At 68.9% G+C, this 18,638-nt stretch carries 18 protein-coding genes; 13 read left to right on the top strand and 5 right to left on the bottom strand.

The window, feature by feature from the left end:
• From ACTHN1_RS17720 to ACTHN1_RS17710, 3 genes are all read left to right on the top strand, one after another.
• The coding region (locus tag ACTHN1_RS17720) for a TMEM165/GDT1 family protein (RefSeq protein ID WP_440472234.1) at positions 1-374 on the top strand (374 nt) is incomplete at its 5' end.
• A 69-nt stretch (positions 375-443) separates the two neighbouring features.
• Positions 444-1,742: a NupC/NupG family nucleoside CNT transporter gene (locus tag ACTHN1_RS17715; protein WP_440472233.1), complete on the top strand. Its 1,299-nt coding sequence runs from the start codon at positions 444-446 to the stop codon at positions 1,740-1,742.
• Positions 1,743-1,818: 76 nt separating this feature from the next.
• A complete protein-coding gene (locus ACTHN1_RS17710; protein WP_440472232.1) occupies positions 1,819-2,784 on the top strand; it encodes a ribokinase in 966 nt (321 codons plus the stop codon).
• 115 nt (positions 2,785-2,899) lie between these two features.
• On the opposite strand, the gene ACTHN1_RS17705 is transcribed toward ACTHN1_RS17710, so the two are convergent.
• Together ACTHN1_RS17705 and ACTHN1_RS17700 are read right to left on the bottom strand one after the other, a co-directional pair.
• A complete protein-coding gene (locus tag ACTHN1_RS17705; protein ID WP_440472231.1) occupies positions 2,900-3,322 on the bottom strand; it encodes a hypothetical protein in 423 nt (140 codons plus the stop codon).
• 239 nt (positions 3,323-3,561) lie between these two features.
• Entirely contained in the window at positions 3,562-4,293 is a 732-nt protein-coding gene (locus ACTHN1_RS17700) for a hypothetical protein (protein WP_440472230.1), read from the bottom strand.
• Positions 4,294-4,571: 278 nt separating this feature from the next.
• On the opposite strand from ACTHN1_RS17700, the gene ACTHN1_RS17695 reads away from it, so the two are divergent.
• The 6 genes from ACTHN1_RS17695 to ACTHN1_RS17670 all read left to right on the top strand — a co-directional run bounded on the left by ACTHN1_RS17695 (position 4,572) and on the right by ACTHN1_RS17670 (position 10,810).
• On the top strand, positions 4,572-6,734 hold the full coding sequence (locus tag ACTHN1_RS17695; protein ID WP_440472229.1) for a TonB-dependent receptor: 2,163 nt from the start codon (positions 4,572-4,574) through the stop codon (positions 6,732-6,734).
• A gap of 27 nt (positions 6,735-6,761) precedes the next feature.
• Positions 6,762-7,877: a PepSY-associated TM helix domain-containing protein gene (locus ACTHN1_RS17690; RefSeq protein ID WP_440472228.1), complete on the top strand. Its 1,116-nt coding sequence runs from the start codon at positions 6,762-6,764 to the stop codon at positions 7,875-7,877.
• A gap of 47 nt (positions 7,878-7,924) precedes the next feature.
• Entirely contained in the window at positions 7,925-8,260 is a 336-nt protein-coding gene (locus ACTHN1_RS17685; protein WP_440472227.1) for a YegP family protein, read from the top strand.
• A 245-nt stretch (positions 8,261-8,505) separates the two neighbouring features.
• Positions 8,506-8,934, top strand: coding sequence for a hypothetical protein (locus ACTHN1_RS17680; protein WP_440472226.1), 429 nt, complete (start codon positions 8,506-8,508; stop codon positions 8,932-8,934).
• 39 nt (positions 8,935-8,973) lie between these two features.
• On the top strand, positions 8,974-9,972 hold the full coding sequence (gene dusB / locus ACTHN1_RS17675) for a tRNA dihydrouridine synthase DusB (RefSeq protein ID WP_440472225.1): 999 nt from the start codon (positions 8,974-8,976) through the stop codon (positions 9,970-9,972).
• A 13-nt stretch (positions 9,973-9,985) separates the two neighbouring features.
• Positions 9,986-10,810, top strand: coding sequence for a class I SAM-dependent methyltransferase (locus ACTHN1_RS17670; RefSeq protein WP_440472224.1), 825 nt, complete (start codon positions 9,986-9,988; stop codon positions 10,808-10,810).
• A 28-nt stretch (positions 10,811-10,838) separates the two neighbouring features.
• Here the strand turns inward: ACTHN1_RS17670 and ACTHN1_RS17665 are convergent, their stop codons facing one another.
• From ACTHN1_RS17665 to ACTHN1_RS17655, 3 genes are all read right to left on the bottom strand, one after another.
• The gene (locus tag ACTHN1_RS17665; RefSeq protein WP_440472223.1) at positions 10,839-11,936 is read right to left on the bottom strand and encodes a metal-dependent hydrolase; all 1,098 of its coding nucleotides are present in this window, start codon (positions 11,934-11,936) and stop codon (positions 10,839-10,841) included.
• 366 nt (positions 11,937-12,302) lie between these two features.
• On the bottom strand, positions 12,303-13,127 hold the full coding sequence (locus ACTHN1_RS17660) for a UDP-2,3-diacylglucosamine diphosphatase (protein ID WP_440472222.1): 825 nt from the start codon (positions 13,125-13,127) through the stop codon (positions 12,303-12,305).
• A complete protein-coding gene (locus ACTHN1_RS17655) occupies positions 13,124-14,839 on the bottom strand; it encodes a GNAT family N-acyltransferase (RefSeq protein WP_440472221.1) in 1,716 nt (571 codons plus the stop codon). Before ACTHN1_RS17655 ends, ACTHN1_RS17660 begins: the two co-directional genes overlap by 4 nt.
• Positions 14,840-15,054: 215 nt before the next feature.
• Between ACTHN1_RS17655 and metK the strand changes: the two genes are divergently transcribed.
• From metK to ACTHN1_RS17635, 4 genes are all read left to right on the top strand, one after another.
• On the top strand, positions 15,055-16,266 hold the full coding sequence (gene metK, locus ACTHN1_RS17650) for a methionine adenosyltransferase (protein WP_440472220.1): 1,212 nt from the start codon (positions 15,055-15,057) through the stop codon (positions 16,264-16,266).
• A gap of 155 nt (positions 16,267-16,421) precedes the next feature.
• Positions 16,422-17,048, top strand: a complete 627-nt coding sequence (locus tag ACTHN1_RS17645) for a CDP-alcohol phosphatidyltransferase family protein (protein ID WP_440472219.1) — start codon at positions 16,422-16,424, stop codon at positions 17,046-17,048.
• A gap of 1 nt (position 17,049) precedes the next feature.
• The gene (locus ACTHN1_RS17640) at positions 17,050-17,643 is read left to right on the top strand and encodes a lysophospholipid acyltransferase family protein (protein WP_440472218.1); all 594 of its coding nucleotides are present in this window, start codon (positions 17,050-17,052) and stop codon (positions 17,641-17,643) included.
• Between the two features lie 23 nt (positions 17,644-17,666).
• Positions 17,667-18,623, top strand: coding sequence for a phosphatidate cytidylyltransferase (locus ACTHN1_RS17635; RefSeq protein WP_440472237.1), 957 nt, complete (start codon positions 17,667-17,669; stop codon positions 18,621-18,623).
• The last annotated feature ends 15 nt before the right edge of the window (positions 18,624-18,638 follow it).

Here is an 18,638-nt window from a genome sequence, read left to right as displayed (position 1 = left end):
TGTCGCCCGAGGTGCTGCGCTGGGTCGTGGCGGCCAGTTTCCTGGCGGTGGCGCTTTGGACGCTGAAGCCGGACACGCTGGACGAGAACGAGAAGCTGCCGGCCCATGGCGCCTTCCTGGCGACCACGGTGGCGTTCTTCCTGGCCGAGATCGGCGACAAGACCCAGGTGGCGACCGTGCTGCTGGCGACCCGGTACGAGCCGCTGTGGCAGGTGATCGCGGGCACCACGATCGGCATGCTGCTGGCCAACCTGCCGGTGGTCTGGCTGGGCCACCGTTTCGCCGACAGACTGCCGTTGAAGCTGGCCCGCAGCCTAGCCGCGCTGGTGTTCTTCGCCCTGGCCCTCTGGGTTGCCTGGCGCGGGGTTGGCTGAACGGACTGATGGAGCCGGTGCGCTGCTAGACTGCCGGGTCAGAACAACACGCAAGGTCTGGGGGAATACATGCTGGAAGTCTTGGGGCGGATCGGCTTCGGCCTGTTCGGTCTGGCGGTGCTGATCGGCATCGTCTGGCTGTTTTCCAACAACCGACGGGCCATCGACTGGAAGCTGGTCGCCACGGGCATCACGCTGCAGATCGCCTTCGCCGCCCTGGTGCTGCTGGTACCGGGCGGGCGCGAGGTGTTCGACTGGCTGGGCCACGGCTTCGTGAAGATCCTGGAGTTCGTGAAGGCGGGCTCCGGCTTCATTTTCGGCAGCCTGATGGACACCGAGAAGTTCGGCTTCATCTTCGCCTTCCAGGTGCTGCCCACCATCATCTTCTTCGCCGCACTGATGGGCGTGATGTACCACCTGGGCGTGATGCAGTTCATCGTGCGGATGATGGCGCTGGCCATCACCAAGGTGATGCGCGTGTCCGGCGCCGAGACCACCAGCGTCTGCGCCAGCGTATTCATCGGCCAGACCGAAGCGCCGCTGACGGTGCGCCCGTACATTCCGAAGATGACCGAGTCCGAGCTGATCACCATGATGATCGGCGGCATGGCCCATATCGCCGGCGGCGTGCTGGCGGCCTACGTGGGCATGCTCGGCGGCAGCGATCCGGTGCAGCAGGCGTTCTACGCCAAGCACCTGCTGGCCGCGTCGATCATGGCCGCGCCCGCCACCCTGGTGGTCGCCAAGCTGCTGATTCCGGAAACCGGCACGCCGCTGACCCGCGGCACGGTGAAGATGGAAGTGGAAAAGACCACCAGCAATGTCATCGACGCGGCGGCGGCCGGCGCCGGCGACGGCCTGCGCCTGGCGCTGAACATCGGCGCGATGCTGCTGGCCTTCATCGCCCTGATCGCGCTGCTCAACGCCCCGCTGACCTGGCTGGGCGAAGTCAGCGGCCTGCAGGCGATGCTGGGCAAGCCGACCAACCTGTCCACCCTGCTCGGCTACCTGCTGGCGCCGATCGCCTGGGTGATCGGCACGCCGTGGGCCGACGCCACCACCGTGGGTTCGCTGATCGGACAGAAGGTCGTGATCAACGAGTTCGTCGCCTACACCGAACTGGCCAAGGTCGTGAACGGCCAGGTGCCGGGCATGATGCTGAGCGACGAGGGCCGCCTGATCGCGACCTACGCGCTGTGCGGCTTCGCCAACTTCAGCTCGATCGCGATCCAGATCGGCGGCATCGGCGGCCTGGCGCCGGAACGTCGCGCCGACCTGGCCCGGTTCGGCCTGCGCGCCGTGCTGGGTGGCTCCATCGCCACCTTCATGACCGCCACCATCGCCGGTGTGCTGACCCACTTCGGCTGATCCGCTCCGCTGTTCCCTCGCCGCCGGCGCGTCCGCGCCCGCGGCCCCGTCGTCCCCACTGCTGTCGATGACCTCCATGCCCACCGTCACCCTCGTCGGTTCCTTCAATGTCGATCACGTCTGGCGCTGCGATCACCTGCCCGCGCCGGGCGCCACCATTGCCGGGCGCTACGACACCGGTCCGGGCGGCAAGGGCTTCAACCAGGCCATCGCCTCGGCGCGCGCCGGCGCGGTTACGCGTTTCGTCTGCGCGCTGGGCAACGACGCCGGCGGGCAGCTGGCGCGCGGGCTGGCCGCCGACAACGGCGTGACCCTGCTCGCGCAGGCATCCACCGAACCCACCGGCACCGCCGGCATCTACGTGGATGCACTGGGACGCAACACCATCGTGATCGGCGCGGGCGCCAATGCCGAGCTGTCGGTCGATTTCGTGGAAGCCCAACACGACGCCGTCGCCGGCGCGCGGGCGCTGCTGGTGCAACTGGAATCGCCGCTGGACAGCGTGCTGACCGCTCTGCGCACGGCCCGCGAACACGGCGTGCCCACGCTGCTCAATCCGGCGCCCGCCAATGCCGCGACCACCGCCGAGCTGCTGTCGCTGGCCGACGTGCTGACCCCCAATGAAACCGAATTCGCCGCCCTGCTCGCCCGCCACGTCGGTGAGCGCGTGGCGCCGGAGGATGTCGCCGCGCTCGATGGCCAGCGCCTGCATGCGCTGTGCCGCGAAGTGCTGCCGCGCGGCACCGTGGTGATCACCCTGGGCGCCACCGGCGTGTTCGTGTCGCACGCGGAGGAACATCTGCATGGCGACGCCAAGCCGTTCTACCGGCATCCGGCCGAATCGGTGACCGCGATCGACACCACCGGCGCGGGCGACGCATTCAATGGCGCGCTGGCCGCGTCGCTGGCACGCGCACCGGAAGCGGCGTTCGCCGAGCATGTGCGCTTCGCCAACCGCTACGCGGCGCTGTCCACCGAACGCGCCGGCGCGGCGCTGGCGATGCCGATGTTGGCCGAGGTGACGGAGCGTTTCGGGAGCTGAGCCGTCACCGACGCCCGGCGGAAAGAAGGGTGCCTTGGGTCCGATACGGTTCGGATGGAACTTGGAGAAGGGAACGCTCTCGGGAAGTCGGCGCGGGACGCGCCGCCCCACACGATCACGCGGCTCCGGATCTCACCGTTGCCAGCCAACGCCAGAACCGATCCTCCGACTGGCTGTCGTGGATGCTGGCGGTGCGGCGGATGATGACCGAGGCCGTGCTGGGCACGTCCAGATCCAGATCGCGTTCGACGTGGGCGCGGAAACGCGCCGGCGGCAGGTACGTCCCGGCCGGGCCATATCCCATCGCGTAGGCATCGGCGGCGGCCATGCCGAAGTAGTCCGGCGCGGACAGCTCCGGATAACCCAGCGCCAGCAGGCGCAGCAGATGCACCGGATCGTCGGCCAACTCGCACAGCAGACCCGGACCTTCGGGCGAGCCGACGTGCACCAGTCGCTGGAAACCCGAGTCGTCCAGCCACAGGCCTGCCTGCGAACCGTCCATGCCGGTATCGACGAACAGGACCAGGCGATCCGTCACCGAGGTTTGATCCGTACGCGTCCACGCCCGGGTTTCCTCGACCCGTGGGATCCTCAACGCCACCCGCGACGACCCCGGCTCCGTCCCCGGGTACAGGCGGGCCGCAGCCCCGTTTCCTCCCGGGTGCACAAAACCGCCGGCCTCCAGCCATTCCAGGGTCCGCCACAGCAGGGGCGGCATGGGATTGACCACCGGGAAGGCCGCCGCGAAGGACGCCGCAAAACCGGAAACGGCGCGGTTCATGCGTGGCTCCCGTCAGGCTGCGATGGATCGTTGACGTGTCCGTCCGCGACGTTGCCCAGGCGGTCGGCCAGCCGACGCACCTGTCCGGCGAAGCCACCTTCTTCCGCCTCCATGGCCTGCCTGCGCGACGCAGGCACCAGGGTCAGCGCCACCGCCCTCACCGCGCCCAGCGGCGTCGGGAACTGCGCCGGCACGCTGGCCGCCGGCACGCCGACCAGTACCGTCGCCAGTCCGCCCTTGGAAAGCCATCCTTCCGGAAGTCCGGTCATCGCCATCTGCAGGCTGGCCGCGCCATGTTCCCGCAGCAGCGCCAGGAAACGGCCATGGACCACCGCGTTCTGGCTGACCTGGTGCACGAGGTCGAACAGCCACGATGCACCGACGTCGCCGAACCGGCCGCGCGCCTCGGCATAGATTTCCAGGCCCAGGCCCGGCGTCGCGCTCCCGGTGTCCCCGAACGGGTTGTCCGGGTCGAAGGGATCGAACGGATCCGACAGCCCCTCGCTGAACACCAGGGTCGTATCCGGACGGTGGATCACCCGCCACGCCTGACGCAGCGCGGGCCAGACCGGGCCGCCGGTGAAAACGGGATGCCGGGGCGGTGGCAAGGGATGCGCTTCCAGCCGACCCAGGCTGGCGAAGAACGCCTGCCGCGCCCGCGCCATCGCGCCGAGCGCGGCTTCGTTGAGCCGGGGCTCCTGCGGGGTCGCGAAAGGCGACGCGGACACCTGCCGGGGTGCCGCGGCGGTGGAAGCGGACGCTCCGGTTCCGGCCCGGACGGCGCCGTTTTCAAGGTTCCAACTGTTCATGTGATGCGAGCTCCGAACGCGTGCCGGGGATTTCCCCGCCCCGGCGCCCCCTCGCAAAAAACCATCTCGGCCCCGCAGGGACCATCGGAAACCTCCGAAAGGCCTCGCCGTGCCCCATCTCACGCGCGTTCCCGGTATCGGCTCGAATTGATAACGACTCTCATTTACAATGAGATGTTCCCCACCACCTCACCCCCATGCACGCCCTCCGTCCCCACCTGCTCTCCGTGGCCCTGCTGGCCGCCCTTCCTTCCCTCGCCCATGCCGGGGCCGGCGCGGATGCGCCGGTCGAACTGGACCGCGTCAGCGTTTCGGCCAGCACCAGCCGCATCCCCGACTCCGCCGCCGCGCTGCCCAACACGATCACGGTGATCGACAAGGTCCAGCTGGATCGGCAACTGGCGCTGACCCAGGACCTGTCGCAGGTGCTGGCCAACCTGATTCCCTCGTTCACCCCTTCGCGCCAGAAGCTGACCAACGCCGGCGAGAACCTGCGCGGGCGCAAGCCGCTGTACCTGGTGGACGGCGTGCCGCAGTCCACGCCACTGCGCGAAGGCGGTCGTGACGGCCACACGATTGATCCGGCGATGATCGAACGCATCGAGGTGATCCACGGCGCCAATGCGCTGCAGGGCCTGGGCGCCTCCGGCGGGATCATCAACATCATCACCAAGCGCGCCCCGCGCAAGGATGGGGATCGTTTCCACGATGTCTCGGTCGGTGCCAGCACCGCGCTGCCGCACGAGAGCGACAGCATCGGATACCGCGCGTCCTATGTGTTCGGCATGCGCGAAGGCGCGTTGGATTTCGTCGGCGGCGCCTCCTATGCCAGCGAAGGGCTGTACCACGACGGCGATGGCCGCGCGATCGCGGTCAACGACGTGCAGGGCGATCTGATGGACGCGCGCAGCCACAACCTGTTCGCCAAGGCCGGCTGGAACATCGACGGGAACCGCCGCCTGCAACTGAGCGCCAATCGTTACGAACTGCTCGGCAACAACGACTACGTGACGGTGAACGGCAATCCGGCCACCGGCAAGCTGGCGACCTCGGTGCGCGGCAGCAAGCCCGGCGAGGGAACCCGCAACCTGTCCACCTCGCTGAGCGTGGACTACACCGACAAGGATCTGGCCGGCGGCTACCTGCAGGCGCAGCTGTACTGGGTCGACTTCAAGGGTCGCTACGGCAGCACCGACTGGGAAGACTTCTGGGGCGACGGCCGCGACCCGCACTGGTTCGACCAGTCGCAGAACCTGTCCGAGAAGCTGGGCGGCAAGTTCAGCTGGTCGCGCGGCAACCTGTTCGATCAGAACCTGCGCCTCACCGTGGGCCTGGACATCGCCCGCGACAAGACCCGGCAGGAACTGGTGCGCGCGCGCATGGCCTGGGTGCCGGAAACCATCTACGAATCCTGGTCGCCGTTCGTGCAGGCCGAGTGGTGGATGACCGAATCGCTGATGTTCACCGCCGGCCTGCGCCACGAGCGCGGCAAGCTGAAGGTGGACGACTACCTGACGGTTCCGGATCAACGGACCAACCCGCCGGGCGTCCGCGGCACCCGCTACTTCGTCGAGGGCGGCGAGCCGGAAACCCGCGAGACCATGCCCAACGCCGGCATAGTCTGGGAAGCCACCGACGCGCTGAAGCTCTACGCCTCCTACTCCGAGGGCTACACCGTCGCCGACATCGGCCGCGTCCTGCGCGGCATCAACGCGCCCAACCAGCGGGTCGACAGCCTGGTCGATCTGCAACCGGTGATCGCCGACAACCAGGAAATCGGCCTGGACTACGACGATGGCCGCTGGCTGGTGCACCTGGCCGCGTACCGGTCGGATTCCGACTTTGGCGCGCGCCTGAACTACGACACCGCCACCCGCACCTACAAGGTCGTGCGCGAGCGCACCGAGATCAAGGGCATCGACGGCAGCGTCGCCTACCAGGCCGGGAACGGCATGCGCGCCGGCGTGGCGTATGCACGCAGCGAAGGGCGCTACGACAGCAATCGCGACAACCGGGTGGACAGCGATCTTCCGGGCGTCAACGTCAGTCCCGACCGCTGGACCGCGTTCTGGGAAATTCCGATGACGCCTTCGGCCGACCTGCGCCTGCAGGCCAGCCGCGCCGAGGACCGCAGCTTCAAGTTCCGCGGCGTCACCAATCCGGGCACCCGCTTCGACGGTTACACCACCGTGGATCTGCTGGGCCGCTTCCGCCTGCCGGTCGGCACGCTCAGCGTCGGCATCGAGAACCTGTTCAACGAGCAGTACGTGACCTACTACTCGCAGAGCACGCCGCGCGAGGACACCTACGTCGCCGGTCGCGGACGGGTGCTTTCGCTGAGCTGGGCGCACCGGTTCTAATCGGCGCTCCCGTCGGCAACGCCCCGCATGCCACACCGCCAGGCCACCGCTCCTTCCGCCCCGCCACGCCATCGCGTGCGCGGGGTGTTGAAATGGCTGCACCTGTGGCTGGGGCTGGCGGTGGGCACGGTGTTCGCGCTGGTTGCGCTCAGCGGCACCGTGCTGGCTTTCCAGCGCGAAATCCTGCTCTCCCAGCATCCGGAATGGACCGCGCGCCCGCTGCCGGACGCGGATGCGCAGGCCAAGGCGTTCGCGCGCCTGCTGGCCGAGTGGCAACCCCGTGGCCTGCGCTCGGCGGACATTCCCAGCGCGCGCCTGCCGGTCTGGCAGGCGTATTTCCCGCAAGGCGAACGCCGCTATTTCGATCCCGCCAGCGGCGAACTGCTGCTGATCCGCAATGCCGACAACGATCCCGTGCTGTGGCTGCGCGAACTGCACACCCACCTGCTGTACGGGGAAACCGGCGAGGACCTGCTCGGCGTGTGCGGATTGATCGCCGTGTTCCTGCTGTTGTCCGGCCTGTACCTGTGGTGGCCGCGCAAGGGCGCGCTGGCCGCCAGCCTGCGCTGGCACGCCGGCCCGCCCACCCGGCGCTGGCTGAGCTGGCATCGCAGCACCGGCGCGCTGCTGCTGCCCTTGCTGCTGCTGGCGACGGTGACCGGCGTGGCCATCGTCTACCACGACGCGGTGCGTCCGGCGCTGCGCTGGAGTTTCGACGACGGGCCGGAAGTGGTGCCGCCGCCGCCGATGGCGCCGCGCGATGCGGAGGTGGACTGGGCGGCGATCCTGCGCGCCGCGCAGGCGGCCGTGCAGGGCGGCGAACTGCGGCGCATCTCGCCCCCGGACAACAAGGACGCACTGGTCGCGATCCGCTATCGGGCGGTCGGCGAATGGCATCCTAACGGCCGCAGCCAGGTCTGGCTGGATCCCCATGCCGCCCGCGTGGTCCAGATCCACACCGCCGCCCGCCAGGGCGTGGGCGCGCGCATCGACGAGGCCATGTATCCGCTGCACGGTGGTTTCATCGGCGGTCGGCCCTGGCAATGGGCGGTGGCCGCATCCGGCCTGTTGCCGCTGTTCTTCCTGGTCACCGGCTTCCTGTTCTGGCGCGCGCGCCGCCGCCGCACCGTCACGGATCCTTAAGACGCCACGGCTAAGCTCGCCAGGCCACCCATTCCAAGGAGGACTTCATGGCAGGCAAGTTCGTGATCGGCGAGCGCGGCAACGGTGACTTCCAGTTCAACCTGAAGGCCGGCAACGGCCAGGTCATCCTCACCAGCCAGGGCTATGCCGACAAGTCCGGATGCAGGAACGGCATCGACTCGGTCAAGAAAAACAGCACCGACGATGCCCGCTACGAACGCAAGGTCTCCAGCAACCAGAAGTTCTTCTTCAACCTGCTGGCCGGCAACGGGCAGGTCATCGGCACCAGCGAGATGTACGAATCCGAAGCCAGCCGCGACAGCGGCATCGCTTCGGTGAAGAGCAACGCCCCGGATGCCCAGGTGGTCGACGAGACCGCCTGATGTCCTTCCGCGCGGTCCGGCCCTGCGCCGGCCGCGCCCGCCGGGCCCGGCGTCCCCGTCGACGGCGGACGCCAGCCCTTCCCGGAGCCGCGTCCGGGCGCGCCATCATCTTCAGAACCGCGGTCGGGCGCCTCCCCGCCGGATCTGCGCCGGCATGGAACGCGCTTTTCCCGCTGCGACCTTCCGTCGCATTGAACCCCTGTTCGCGCGCCGCCAACATCGGGCTTCATTTCAGGAGATTCCGCATGGAAGGCGACACCGCCTTGTTGTTGGCCGCGGCGGGCACGGCGCTCGCCGCCGCGCTGCATGTCGGGTGCATCGTGTTCGGTCCCGCCTGGTATGCCGCTTTCGGCGCGGGCGAACGGATGGTCCGCTGGTCGCGCGAGCGCCGATGGCAGCCGACGCTCATCACCGCGGCGATCACGCTCGTGCTCGTAATCTGGACCCTGTACGCGCTGGCCGGCGCGGGAACGCTCCCCGCCCTGCCGGCCACCCGCTTCGTCCTGTCGGCGATCACTGCCGTGCTGCTGGGGCGCGGCATCGCGGGGCTGGTCCTCGCGGTGCGCCGGCCCGGCTACAACGGGGTCCGCTTCTGGATCGTCAGTTCGGTGGCCTGCCTGGCGCTCGGCGGGCTGTACCTGGCCGGGACCCTGCAGGCCTGGCCCCGGCTGTAGGGACAGGTTCCCGCGCAGCCGCCGCACTACAATGGGCGCATGCGCATCGGCCCCCACCGCATCGACACCCCGGTGATCCTGGCCCCCATGGCGGGGGTCACCGACAAGCCGTTCCGGCAGCTGTGCAAGCGGCTGGGCGCGGGTCTGGCGGTGTCCGAAATGACCATCAGCGACTCGCGTTTCTGGAAGACCGACAAGTCGCGCCGGCGCATGGACCATGACGGCGAACCCGCTCCGATCAGCGTCCAGATCGCCGGCACCGAGCCGCGCCAGCTGGCCGAGGCCGCGCGCTACAACGTCGATCACGGCGCCCAGATCATCGACATCAACATGGGTTGCCCGGCCAAGAAGGTCTGCAACGCCTGGGCCGGCTCGGCGCTGATGCGCGACGAGGCGCTGGTGGTGCGGATCCTGGAAGCGGTGGTCGGCGCGGTCGACGTGCCGGTCACCCTGAAGATCCGCACCGGCTGGGATTGCGATCACCGCAACGGGCCGGTCATCGCGCGCATCGCCGAGGCCAGCGGCATCGCCGCGCTGGCCGTGCATGGCCGCACCCGCGACCAGCACTACACCGGCCAGGCCGAATACGACACCATCGCGGCGATCAAGGCCGAGCTGGACATCCCGGTGTTCGCCAACGGCGACGTCGATTCGCCGCGCAAGGCCGCGGCGGTGCTGAAGGCCACCGGCGCCGACGCGGTGATGATCGGTCGTGCGGCCCAGGGCCGTCCGTGGATTTTCCGCGAGGTGGCGCATTTCCTGGCCACCGGCGATACCCTGCCCGCGCCCGCGCTGGCGGAAGTCCGCGATGTCCTTATGGGCCATCTGCATGCATTGCACGACTTCTATGGCGAGGCGCAGGGTGTGCGCATCGCCCGCAAGCACCTGGGCTGGTATGCGAAGGACCGTCCCGAGAACGCCGCCTTCCGCGCGGTGGTCAACCGTGCCGAAACCGCCGACGCGCAGCTGTCGCTGACCCGCGACTATTTCGATGCCCTGATCGCGGGCGTCACCCCGGAGCTGCCCGCCGCCGCCTGACCGGAGCCGTGCCATGAGCGAATCCCCCTCCCCCGCCTATCTGCATGGTTTTTCGCCGGTGGAACAGGCGCGCCTGATGAAGCAGGCGCGGCTGGCCGAATCCAACATTTTCAGCCGCATCGACTACACCGGCGCGCGCCGGGTGCTGGAAGTCGGCAGCGGAGTCGGCGCGCAGACCGAGATCCTGTTGCGACGCTTCCCCGACATCCACGTCACCTGCGTGGATCTGAACGCGCTGCAGTTGGAGGCGGCGCGCCGCAATCTGGCCCGGATGCCCTGGTGCCGGGACCGCTACGAGCTGCACGAGGCCGACGCGACCAACCTGCCGTTCGAGCCACGCACCTTCGATGCCGCCTTCCTGTGCTGGGTCCTGGAGCACGTGCCGTCGCCGCAGCGCGTGCTCAACGAGGTGCGCCGCGTGCTGGCGCCGGGATCGCCGGTCTACGTGACCGAGGTGATGAACTCCTCGTTCCTGCTGCATCCCTATTCGCCCAACGTCTGGCGCTACTGGATGGCCTTCAACGATTTCCAGTACGACAACGGCGGCGATCCCTTCGTCGGCGCCAAGCTCGGCAACCTGCTGCTGGCCGGTGGCTATCGCGACGTGCGCACCGAGATCAAGACCTTCCACTTCGACAATCGCGAACCGGCGCGACGCAAGACCATGATCGCGTTCTGGGAGGAACTTCTGCTGTCGGCGTCGGATCAGCTGCTGGAAGCCGGCCGGGTCACCCCGGACGTGGTCGAGGGCATGCGCCGCGAAATGAACGACGTGCAGAACGATCCCAACGCGGTGTTCTTCTACGCGTTCGTGCAGGCCAGCGCGACGGTCTATTGAAACGCCGGGCAGCCGCCGGTGCGCCCCGCTATGGCGCGCCCGGCGCCCGGGCTTCTTCCTGCGCCGCCGGCGCCTCGACGATGACGCTGCGCAGCGGCCGGGCGTCGGTGTGCCAGATGCGCTGCCACATCGCGGCCAGCAGGATGCGCAGCCCGCTTCCCCCGGAAACCGGCGCGTGCCAGGGCTGCTGCACGGGCGGAATGGCTTGCCAGTGGCCGTCCCGCCGATGCGCGACCTCGAAGCTGAAGGTGTAGTCGGGTTCCAGTCCCATCCGCAGATCCGACAGCACCAGCGTGCCGTCGTCGCGCACCCGCGCGCGCATGAAGCCGCGGTTGAACCATCGCAGGCGTTGCACGGCGGGAATCGCCCGGGCTTCGGCCAGCGCCTGCACGTTGGACGGATATCCCCGGAACGTCATCGCGCCGCGATCGGAGACGATCGAATACTCCGCTTCCGCATAGCCGGAAGGCGTCATCGCCACCACCCGCCACAGCAGCGTATTGAACGGCATCGGCACACTGAAATAGTGCGCGTCGCCGAGCCCCATCGCCGCCAGCGAGCGCTCGGCGACGCGATCGACCTGGGCCTTGGCCAGCAGCGACCAGCCCAGGTAGGCGCTGCTCAGCACCAGGCCGGCCAGCAGCGCGCGCTGCGCGGAAGCACGATCGCGCCACCACCACGCCAGCAGGCAGGCGAGCAGCAGCCAGATCGTGTACAGCGGATCGATGATGAAGACGCTCGACCACATGGTCGGATGCGGGCGCAGCGGCCACCACAACTGGGTACCGTAGACGGTGAACGCATCCAGCAGCGGATGGGTGATCAGCGCCAGCTGGATCGCCCAGAACCAGCGCACGGGCGCCTGTGCGACCCGGCCGCCACGACGCCGGCACAGCCACCAGATCAGCCAGCCGATCCAGGGCAGCACGAACAGCGAATGACTGAAGCTGCGGTGCATCGTCATCAGCGCCACCGGATCGTCGGTGAGCAATGCGATGGGCAGGCTGTCGAGGTCGGGCAAGGTACCCAGCGCGGCGCCGGCCAGCAGCGCGGCGCGACGGTGGGCGGCGGGCGCGATGGCGGCGGCGATGGCCCCGCCAAGGACGATTTGTGAGAGCGAATCCATGGCGGGATGCTAGCAGTTGGCTGGCGGGGCGAAAGCGAAGGCAAATCCTCCTTTTTCAAAGGGGGAGGTGATTCCCTTCAACCCAAACGACGACCGCCTTTTCATGCCCCCTTGACCAGCCATGCGGCTGTTGAAAGCGAAAAAGGGGGCGGCGGCCGCGCAGCGGACGGCGGGGGATTTGCCTTTGGCGAAGAATCCCCCTCGGTCCCCCTTTTGCAAAGGGGGAGGTGATTCCCTTCAACCAAAACGACGAGCGCTTTTCATGCCCCCTTGACCAGCCATGCGGCTGTTGAAAGCGAAAAAGGGGCGGCGGCCGCGTAGCGGACGACGGGGGATTTGCTTTTCGCGCTGAATCGAAGCCGGCGATCAAGCCGCCTTCGCTTTCGGCCGTTCCAGCGCCACGAGGCGCAGACGCGGCGGGATTTCCGTCAGTACCTGGCCCGTGTGCGAGAGCAGGCACAGCGTGCCGTCGGCTTCCTCGCTCAGCGCGGTCAGGCTTTCCACCCAGTCGCCGTCGTTGGCGTACACCAGGCCATCGCGCTGGAACAACGCGGCGCGGTGGATGTGTCCGCACAGGATGCCGTCCAGGCCGCGCCGGCGCGCATCGTCCAGGCCCGCCTGCACGAACCGCGCGATGTAACGCTCGGCCGCGTCGCTCTGGCGCTTCAGGTATTCGGCCAGCGACCAGTAGCGCAGGCCCAGGTGGCGGCGGATGCGATTGGTCAAACGGTTGCCGGTGAGGATGCGGTAGTACAGCCAGTCGCCGAACTTTTCCTGCAAGCCGCCGAAATGGGTGATGCCGTCGTAGTCGTCGCCGTGGGTGACCAGCAGCCGGCGGCCGTCGGCGGTCACGTGGATGGCGCGCCGGCGCACCTGCATGGCCGGCAGCATCAGGCCGCAGAAGCGGCGGATGGGCCGGTCGTGGTTGCCGGGCACGTAGATCAGTTCGGTGCCGTTGCGGACCAGCGCGTGCAGCTGCTCGATCACCCGGTTGTGGGCGGCGTCCCAGTTGGCGCGGCGCTGCGCCATCCACCACAGATCGACGATGTCGCCGACCAGGTACAGCCGGCGGCAGCGCAGCGTGGCCAGGAAATCGGCGAACTCGGCGGCGTGGCAGTGCTTGGATCCCAGATGGACGTCGGAAACGAAGACCGCCCGCCGGATGCCCGCGTCGGCGGCCTGCGGGCTCATGCCGGCACCGCCTCGGCCGCCGGCTGCAGGTAGCGCGCGCGCTTTTTCGGCCGGATCCGGTGCAGATCCACTTCTATCAGTCCATCGATGGAATCGCAGAAACCCGGATCCACCCCGAACGCCAGGAATCGCGCGCCGCCGGGTTCGCACAGATCGGTGTATTGCTTGTAGAGCATCGGCACGCTGGCGCCGAGCGCGTCCAGGTTCGCCTTCAGCACGCGGAAGGCGGTGTCGGCGTCCATCCCGCCGTAGCTCGGCGGAACGGCCGAATAGCGGAATGGATGCCGCGACACCGCGTCGCGGCTGTCCACGCCGTAGTAGCGCGCGTAGTAGGAGACGATCTGCTCGCGCGCGTCGCGCGGCAGCGCCGCGCTCATCGACACCGCGCCGAACAGGTAGCGCACCCGCGGATGCCGGCACAGGTAGGCGCCGATGCCCTGCCACAGGTAGTCGATGCTGCGGCTGCCCCAGTACTCCGGGACGACGAAGCTGCGGCCCAGTTCCATGCCCTCGGCGATGCGCGGCAGCGCGTCGTCGGCATAACGGAACAGCGAAGCGGTATACAGCCCCTTCAGGCCATGCTCGGCCAGCACCGGCGCGCCGCGCGCGATCCGGTAGGCGCCGGCGATCTTCCGCGCCTGTTCGTCCCACAGCACGATGTGCTCGTACCAGGCGTCGTAGGGATCCACGTCCAGGCGCTTGCCGGTGCCCTCGCCGACCTCGCGGAAGGTCAGTTCGCGCAGGCGGCCGATTTCCCGCAACACCGGCGAATCCGGCGCCAGCCGGCCCACGCAGATGCGCTTGCCATCGGTGGTGCGGCCCAGCCGTTCCAGCGCGTCGACGGCGGTGGCCAGGCGGGCCGGATCCACCGGCGGCACCAGCGGTTCCGGCCCGGCCGGCTCGGCGCGCGCGCCGTCGCGACGGCCCAGCGCGTACAGCGCCCGGCGCACCCGCTGCAGCGCGGCCTGGCTGTCCTCGCCCGCGTCGATCGTCATCGGCGTGCCAATCCGCAGGGCGATCCGGCGCTGGCTGCGCTTGAACATCTCGCGCGCCAGCAGCGCCGTGCCGGCCGGCTTGAACAGCGCCGAGGCGCCGTAGAAGAAGGCGGAGTTGCGCGCCTGCACCCGGATCGGCAGGACCGGCGTACCGGTGCTGCGGGCGAAGCGCAGGAAACCGCGCCGCCAGCGGGTGTCGGTGACGCCGCGCGGTCCCAGCCGGGACACCTCGCCGGCGGGGAACACGATCACGCACTGGCCCGCCTCCAGCGCCTGCTCCACCGCGCGGATGCTCTCCGGGCGCGGCTGGCCGCCGAGGATGCGCACCGGCAGCAGCAGGCCGGACAGGTTGTCGATGCTGGACAGCAGGTCGTTGGCGACGATTCTCACGTCGCGGCGGATGCCGCCCACGAAGTCCAGCAGGGCCATCGCGTCCAGCGCGCCGGAAGGATGGTTGGCGACGATCAGCAGGCGGCCGGTGGCCGGCACCCGCGCGCGCTCGGCCGGGTCGACCGTGTAGCGCAGGTTGAGGAAGTCGATGGCCGCCTGCAGGAAGGCGAAATCGCGCAGGTGGGCGTGCTCGGCCAGGAAGGCGTAGGCCCGGTCCAGCCGCGACCAGCGGCCCAGGGTGCGCAGCAGCGGCCGGGTCAGGCCGGCGCGGCGGCCGCGGAACCAGTGGGGATAGCGTTCGGCAATCTGCTGTTCCAGCGGGCGCATGGTTGCTCGGATCCGGCCGGGGACGGCGGGTTTCGCCGCGCAGCCTGCGCTTGCCGCGCGACAGCCCGATGGCAGCGGCGTGGCGGTTCCATGACAGCCCGGACCGGCCCCGGCTTAACGCAAGGGCCATCCTGAACGGCGCAAAATGCACGCACCGCCCGGCGCGTGTATCATGCGCGCCCATCTTTTCATCCGAATACAGGGATATAAGCCCGATGTCCAACTACCTGTTCACGTCCGAATCGGTCTCCGAAGGCCATCCGGACAAAATCGCCGACCAGATCTCCGACGCCGTGCTGGACGCCATCCTGGCCCAGGACAAGCGCGCTCGCGTGGCCTGCGAAACGCTGGTCAAGACCGGCGTGGCCATCGTGGCCGGCGAGATCACCACCTCGGCGTGGATCGATCTGGAAGCGCTGACCCGCAAGGTGATCCTGGACATCGGCTACGACAGCAGCGACGTCGGTTTCGACGGCGCCACCTGCGGCGTGCTCAACCTGATCGGCAAGCAGTCCCCCGACATCAACCAGGGCGTGGACCGCAAGAAGCCGGAAGAACAGGGCGCGGGCGACCAGGGCCTGATGTTCGGCTACGCCACCAACGAGACCGACAGCTACATGCCGGCGGCGATCCACCTGTCGCACCGCCTGGTCGAGCAGCAGGCCAAGATCCGCAAGAAGAAGAACTCGCCGCTGCCGTGGCTGCGCCCGGACGCCAAGAGCCAGGTCACCCTGCGCTATGAAAACGGCAAGGCCGTCGCCATCGACGCGGTGGTGCTGTCCACCCAGCACGACCCGGACGTCAAGCAGAAGGATCTGGTCGAGGCCGTGCGCGAGCACATCCTCAAGCCGGTGCTGCCGGCCAAGTGGCTGCACAAGGGCACCAAGTTCCACATCAACCCGACCGGCAAGTTCGTGATCGGCGGCCCGGTGGGCGACTGCGGCCTGACCGGCCGCAAGATCATCGTCGACACCTACGGCGGCTGGGCCCGTCACGGTGGCGGCGCGTTCTCGGGCAAGGATCCGTCCAAGGTCGATCGCTCGGCCGCCTACGCCGCGCGCTACGTCGCCAAGAACGTGGTCGCCGCCGGCCTGGCCGATCGCTGCGAGGTGCAAGTCTCCTACGCCATCGGCGTGGCCGAGCCGACCTCGATCTCGGTGACCACCTTCGGCACCGGCAAGATCAGCGACGACAAGATCGAGAAGTTGATCCGCAAGCACTTCGACCTGCGTCCGTACGGCATCATCCAGATGCTGGACCTGATCCACCCGATGTACCAGGCCACCGCGTCCTACGGCCACTTCGGCCGCAAGCCGCACGAGATCAGCTACCTCGACGGCGCCGGCAAGAAGCAGACCGGCACGGCCTTCTCGTGGGAGAAGACCGACCGCGCCGAGGCGCTGCGCAAGGACGCCGGGCTGAAGTAAGCCGGTGCCCGCGCGACCTTCGAAAAACCCCGCTCCGGCGGGGTTTTTTGTTTGTGTCCCCGCACACGGATACGCACCTTCGCGATCACCGGAATGGGAACGGTGCACGCTTTGCTGACCGGTCGCCGGCCCGCATTTCGTCTATTCTCCCCGTCATGGGGAAATCATCCGAACGACGACCGATCGCCGCGCGCGGCAGCGGCTGGGCGCGCGCACTGGCCGCGGCGCTGGCGCGCTCGAGCATCACGCCCAACCAGATCTCGGTGCTCAGCATCTTCTTCGCCGCGGTCGGCGCGGGAATGCTGGCGTGGTCGCCCACCGTCGCCGGCCTGCTGCTGTGCGCGATCTGCGTGCAGCTGCGGCTGCTGTGCAACCTGCTGGACGGCATGGTCGCGATGGAAGGCGGCAAGCAGACGCCGACGGGCGCGCTGTACAACGAGTTTCCCGATCGCGTCGCCGATTCGCTGCTGATCGTCGGCCTGGGTTACGCCGCCGGCCTGCCCTGGCTGGGCTGGCTGGGCGCGCTGTTGGCGGCCCTGACCGCCTACGTGCGCGTGTCCGGCGGCAGCCTGGGCCTGGCCCAGGATTTCCGGGGTCCGATGGCCAAGCAGCACCGCATGGCGGTGTTGACCGCGGCCTGCCTGCTGGCGATCGGCGAGCGCCTGCTGACCGGCACGGCCTGGGTGCTGCCCGCGGCGGCCTGGATCATCGCGATCGGATCGCTGCTGACCTGCGCGACCCGCACCCGCGCGATCGCCATGCAGCTGCGCGGGAACGCCTGAGATGGCCTCGCGCCTGCTCGCCGGCCTGGCCCATCTGTTCTTCGGCGCGTATCCGCGCTGGCAGGGTTCGCGGCCGGAACCGCGCCAGCGGATCTATTTCGCCAACCACGCCAGCCACATCGACACGGTGGCGCTGTGGGCCGCGCTGCCCCCGCCGCTGCGCGCGCGCACGCGACCGGTGGCGGCGCGTGATTACTGGGGCCACGGGCCCAGGCGCTGGCTGGCCCGGCACGGTTTCAACGCGGTGCTGATCGATCGCCAGCGCAGCACCCCCGACCAGGATCTGCTGGAACCGCTGTACCAGGCGCTGGACGCCGGCGATTCGCTGATCCTGTTCCCGGAAGGCACGCGCAACCACGACATCCATCCGCAGGCGTTCAAGTCCGGCCTGTTCCACCTGGCGCGCCGGTATCCGCAGGTGGAATTCATCGCCGTCTACCTGGACAACGCGCGGCGCTGCCTGCCCAAGGGCAGCCTGGTGCCGGTGCCGCTGGTGTGCACGGTGCGGTTCGGCGCGCCGGTGGCGCTGCGGCCCGACGAAGACAAGGACGCCTTCCTGGAACGCGCCCGCGCCGCCGTGGTGGCGCTGGCATGAACCTGATCGCCACCGTTCTGCCGATGGGCGGCTTCCTGCAGGCCGCCATCGCGCGCGCGCCGCAGACGTTCTGGGGCGTGATGGGCGGCATCGGCGCGCTGCTGCTGCTGGCCAGCCTGATCGGCTGGCTGCTGCACCTGCGCAGGCCCGGACCGGTCATCGACAACCTCAACGCGCGCATCCGCGCCTGGTGGGTGATGGCCGGCGTGCTGGCCGCCTGCTTCCTGCTGGGCAAGGTGGCGACGCTGGTGCTGTTCGGCCTGCTCTCGTTCCTGGCGCTGCGCGAATTCATCAGCCTCACCCCCACCCGCCGCGGCGACCATTTCGCGCTGTGCCTGTGCTTCTACATCGCGATCCCGCTGCAGTACTGGCTGATCGGCATCGACTGGTACGGCCTGTTCGTGATGTGCATCCCGGTGTACGGCTTCCTGCTGCTGCCGGCGGTGTCGGCGTTGTCCGGCGACACCGAGGACTTCCTGGCCCGCAGCGCCAAGGTCCAGTGGGGCCTGATGCTGGCGGTGTACTGCCTGAGCCACGCGCCGGCGCTGTTGCTGCTGCGCATCCCCGGCTACGAGGGGCAGAACCTGATGCTGCTGCTGTACCTGCTGCTGGTGGTGCAGTTGAGCGATGTGCTGCAGTACGTGTTCGGCAAACTGTTCGGCCGGCACCTGCTGGCGCCGCTGGTCAGTCCGTCCAAGACGGTGGAAGGCCTGATCGGCGGCGGCCTGTCCGCCGCCGGCGTGGGCGCTGCGCTGTGGTGGATCACCCCGTTCACGCCCTTGCAGTCCGGGCTGCTGTCGCTGCTCATCGTGTTGTGCGGCTTCCTCGGCGGGCTGGCGTTGTCGGCGGTCAAGCGCAGCCTGGGGGCGAAGGACTGGGGCGAGATGATCGAGGGTCACGGCGGCATGCTGGATCGGCTCGATTCGGTGGTGTTCGCCGCGCCGGTCTTCTTCCACGTGGTCCGGTACGGGTTCCAGTAGGCCGGGAAAACTCCC

It is taken from the genome of Pseudoxanthomonas sp. (assembly GCF_051953815.1).
Classification (GTDB): domain Bacteria; phylum Pseudomonadota; class Gammaproteobacteria; order Xanthomonadales; family Xanthomonadaceae; genus Pseudoxanthomonas_A.
The sequence above is the reverse complement of the archived record's forward strand: the minus strand, read 5'-3'. Positions and strand labels throughout refer to the sequence as shown.